5 protein-coding genes are annotated in these 4,240 nt (G+C 68.4%); 1 reads left to right on the plus strand and 4 read right to left on the minus strand.

Features of this window, described 5'->3' with window-relative positions; all coding sequences use genetic code 11:
- From JCM9942_RS11525 to JCM9942_RS11535, 3 genes are all read right to left on the minus strand, one after another.
- Window positions 1–210, minus strand: a 210-nt coding sequence (locus JCM9942_RS11525) for a hypothetical protein (RefSeq protein WP_054659798.1), incomplete at its 3' end; no start/stop codon positions are given.
- 122 nt (window positions 211–332) lie between these two features.
- Window positions 333–1,427, minus strand: coding sequence for a cell division protein ZapE (zapE, locus tag JCM9942_RS11530; RefSeq protein ID WP_054659800.1), 1,095 nt, complete (start codon window positions 1,425–1,427; stop codon window positions 333–335).
- A gap of 2 nt (window positions 1,428–1,429) precedes the next feature.
- A complete protein-coding gene (locus tag JCM9942_RS11535; RefSeq protein WP_054659802.1) occupies window positions 1,430–2,101 on the minus strand; it encodes an alpha/beta hydrolase in 672 nt (223 codons plus the stop codon).
- Window positions 2,102–2,165: 64 nt separating this feature from the next.
- Here JCM9942_RS11535 and JCM9942_RS11540 point away from each other — a divergent pair, with 64 nt between their 5' ends.
- Window positions 2,166–3,029: an EamA family transporter gene (locus tag JCM9942_RS11540; RefSeq protein ID WP_054659804.1), complete on the plus strand. Its 864-nt coding sequence runs from the start codon at window positions 2,166–2,168 to the stop codon at window positions 3,027–3,029.
- 85 nt (window positions 3,030–3,114) lie between these two features.
- Here the strand turns inward: JCM9942_RS11540 and JCM9942_RS11545 are convergent.
- Window positions 3,115–4,240: ExeM/NucH family extracellular endonuclease (locus tag JCM9942_RS11545; protein ID WP_054659806.1), on the minus strand; the 1,126-nt coding region annotated here is incomplete at its 5' end.

The following is a 4,240-nucleotide window of genomic DNA, read 5'->3' on the forward strand; positions in this document are numbered from 1 at the left end:
GCTGCAGACCGTGGCCGCCGGAGCGCGAAAGTTCGGACGCGTCTGCCGCTCACGTTTGGGCGTGGGCGCCTGCAGTGCGGTTTCCGCAGTTGCCGCCGGGTCCGGCCATACCGGCTCGCCGGCAGTGGCCGGCAGACCCGCCAGCAACGTCAACGCAAACGCCAGCGACTTCACCGGCAGCTGCCGTGCACTGCCTGTTGCCTGCTTCATGGGACCTCCGTACGCCTGTGGGCGGATTGGCCGCGCGGGGCGGCAGACGGAGACAGCAAACGCACGGGCAGGCGCAACGGGGTCAATCCCCGGACGCGCGGCCGCGCGTCCGGGGAGAGGGTTCAGTTGCGGTGTTCGGTGCCCAGGTACTCGGCGCTCTGCATTTCGATCAGACGGCTGGCGGTGCGCTCGAACGCCCCGGCCAGACGGGTGCCCGAATACAGCAGCGGCGGCGGGTCCTGCGCGGTGCAGACCAGGTTGACCTGGCGGTCGTACAGCTCGTCGATCAGGTTGACGAAGCGTCGCGCGGCATCCTCGTTCATGCGGTCGAAGTGCGGAATGCCGCCCAGCAGCACGGTGTTGAACTCGCGCGCGATCTCGATGTAGTCCGAGGGCCCGCGCGGACCCTCGCACAGGGCGGCGAAGTCGAACCAGACGATGCTCTTGCCGCGACCACGCACCGGAATCTTGCGGCCTTCGATCTGGATGTTGCCGGCGCGTGCGTCCTCGGCACCGGACAGCTCCTTCCAGCGGCCGCCCAGCCACGCATCGCTGTCGGCCGCCAGCGGCGCGCGGTACACCGGCGACCGGGTCAGCGCGCGCATCCGGTAGTCCTCGGTGCCTTCGGCGTACAGCTCCACGCAGTGCTTTTCCAGCAGCGCGATGGCCGGCAGGAAGCTCTCGCGCTGCAGCCCGTTGAGGTACAGGTTGGTCACCGCCGTGTTGGAGGTGGTCACCAGCGTCACGCCCTCGGCGAACAGCCGCTCCAGCAGCCGCGCCAGCAGCATCGCATCGCCGATGTCGGTGACGAAGAACTCGTCCAGCACCAGCACACGCAGCTGGCTGCGCCACTGCTGGGCGATCCTGGCCAGCGGATCACTCTGGCCCTGGTGCTCGCGCAGCTGCTCGTGGATGCCGCGCATGAAACGGTGGAAGTGGGTGCGGTACTTTTCCCGGATCGGCAGGCCGTCGTAGAACAGGTCCACCAGGAAGGTCTTGCCGCGGCCGACGCCGCCCCAGAAATACAGGCCCTTGACCGGCTCGGGCTTCTTCCAGAAGGCGGACAGGCGGTCCAGCCAGCCATCCTGCGCCGAATCGACAATGGCCTCGTGGATGCGGTCCAGTTCGGCCAGGGCCGCGTGCTGGGCCACGTCATCGCGCCAGTCGCTGCGGGCCACGCCGGCGGCGTAGCGCTGCGAGGGAGTCATGGCGTCCATGCTCAGTTGCTGTCGTCGGGCAGCCAGCGCCGCACTTCATGCTGGATCGCGCCGCGCAGGTCGATCAGCTTGCGATGGAAAAAATGCGAGGTGTCGGGCATGCGCACCAGTTGTGGCGGGTTGTCCAGCGACTCCAGCCACTGGTAGACGGCCTGGGCGTCGACCACCTCGTCGGCATCACCCTGCACCACCAGCCAGTGGGCCGGCGGCTGCACCTGGCTGAAATCCCAGGTGCGACGCCCGACCGGCGGGGCGATCGAGATCAGGGCCTGCGGCTGCAGCGCACCGGTGGCCAGCAGCGAGACATAGGCACCGAAGCTGAAACCGGCCAGCCACAAGGCACTGTCCGGACGCTGGTTGCGCACCCAGTGGGCGACTGCACGCAAGTCATCGGTTTCGCCGACACCGTTGTCGTAGGTCCCGGCCGAGGCGCCGACGCTGCGGAAATTGAAGCGCACCGTGGTGATACCCAGCTCGCGCAACGCGCGCGCGGCCATGGTCACCACCTTGTTGTGCATGCTGCCGCCTTCGATGGACAGCGGGTGGCAGATAACAGCGATGACCGGACGCGGCGTGACGTCGCCATCGGGCAGGTCGACGGCGACTTCCAGTGGCCCGGCCGGGCCTTCCAGGGCCAACGTCGCCGATTCGTGGGGAAATGGGGGCGTTTGCATGCGTCCATAATACCGGCCCCGCCCGGCGGCTTCACCGCCACGCCCTTCACGGTCGCCCCGTCCGATGCTTTTCCTGATGTTGAGTGTGATCTGCAGCGTGCTGGTTTCGGTGGTACTGAAACTGGCGCCGCGCCGCGGTATCGATATCGCCCAGGCGGTGACCTGGAACTATCTGGCGGCCAGCGGGCTGTCGCTGCTGGTGCTGCAGCCCTCGCTGCAATCGCTGCACAGCGCACACACACCGTGGCCGGCGCTGCTGGGGCTGGCGGTGGCGCTGCCGGCCATTTTCCTGGTGCTGGCACGGGCGGTGCGCGAGGCCGGTATCGTCCGCAGCGATGTCGCCCAGCGGCTGTCCCTGCTGATCTCGCTGGGCGCGGCATTCGTGCTGTTCGGCGAGCAGGCCAACAGCTGGAAGCTGGCCGGGCTGGCGCTGGGTCTGCTGGCGATCATCGGGGTCAGCGCGCGCAATGGTGGAACAACCAGCGCCACGCCTGCCAGCTGGCGCTGGCTGCTGGCGGTATGGGCCGGTTTTGCGCTGATCGACATCCTGCTCAAGCAGGTGGCCGCGGCCGGCACGCCGTCCACCGCCGCGCTGCTGGTCAGCTTCGCCATCGCCTTCGTGCTGATGCTGGGCTGGCAACTGCACCGCCACCTCAGCGGCGCGGCGCCACTCACCGCCCGCAACTTCGGCTATGGGCTGCTGCTGGGCCTGCTCAACTTCGGCAACATCCTGTTTTATGTGCGGGCGCACCAGGCGTTGCCGCACAGCCCGGCGACGATCTTCGCCGGCATGAACATCGGCGTGGTATGTCTGGGCACGCTGGTCGGTGTACTTGCCTTCGGTGAGCGCACCAGCGGCTGGAACCGCGCCGGTCTGGCGCTGGCGGTGGTGGCGATCGGGCTGATCGCCCGCGGCACGCTGCAATGAAAACAGCCAGGTGCGGCAACGGCCGCGACCTGCCTGCCCGGGTTGTCTGCCCCGTCCGGGCAGGCGTGCGATCAGCTGCTGCGACTTACGGCTCGAAGCCCAGCAGCAGCGGATCGTGGTCGGAACTGCGCCATGGGCCGGGCACATTGCGCCCCTGGTAGCCGGCCTCATCGGCCTCGTCGGCATTGATGTGCCATTCGGCAGCGCCCTTCAACCGCGCCGCCATGCCCGGGCTGAGCAGCGCGTGGTCCAGCCGCCCGCTCAGGCCGTTGTAGACGTAGCTGTAGGGCCGCTCCACGCCAGCCAGCGTGAAAGCATCCTGCCAGCCATCGGCTTTCAACTGGCGGATCGGGTCTTCCATCGCATAGGCGTTGAAGTCGCCCAGCAGCACCGCGTCACGGCTGCCACTGCGCGTCGGATCGCCCTGCAGCCACTGGTGCAGCAATTTGGCCGACGCCACCCGGGTGGCGTTCCAGCAGCCCTGGCCATCGTTCTGGTCGGCATCGGCACCGCTGGCGTTGGAGCAGCCCTTGGACTTGAAGTGGTTGGCCACGACCACGAACGGTTTGCCGCTGCGACCCACGCGGAAAGCCTGGGCCAGCGGCACCCGGCTGCGTTCGCCGAACGGCTCGCGCTCCAGCACCGCCGGTTTGCCAAGCGGGCGCACCTTCGTGCTGCGGTAGATGATGCCGACGCGGATCGGATTGTCGCCCGGGCCGCGTCCGGCATCGACAAACGTCCAGTCACCGTCCCGGCCGTGGCCCTGGTTGAGCGCGCGCACCAGCTGGTCGATCGCCGAGCCCGGACCGTAACCGTCGTTTTCCAGCTCCATCAGCGCGGCGACGTCGGCACCCAGACCACGGATGGTGGCCACCAGCTTGGCCTGCTGCGCGACCTGCTGTTCGGCGGTCTTGGCGCCGCGCAGGGTCGGATAGCCACCGCCCTTGCCGTCCCCGTTGAAATAGTTCTCCAGATTGAACGCGGCGATGCGCACACCGCCCGGCACGGTCGGTGCCTGGGGTGGACGCCGCACCTCATCTAGCGTCAGCGGTGCGGTCAGCTGCAGGCGGTAGTCGCCATCAAAGCGCTGGTCGACAATACCCTGCACTTCCCGCAGCTGCATACCGGTGCGCAGCAGCGGGGCCTGCGGCAGATAGGCCACCGTGCCCGGATCCCGCTGGCTGCTGGCATCGTCCAGCCGCAGCCGGCGG

Source organism: Stenotrophomonas pictorum JCM 9942, from assembly GCF_001310775.1.
Classification (GTDB): Bacteria; Pseudomonadota; Gammaproteobacteria; order Xanthomonadales; family Xanthomonadaceae; genus Stenotrophomonas; species Stenotrophomonas pictorum.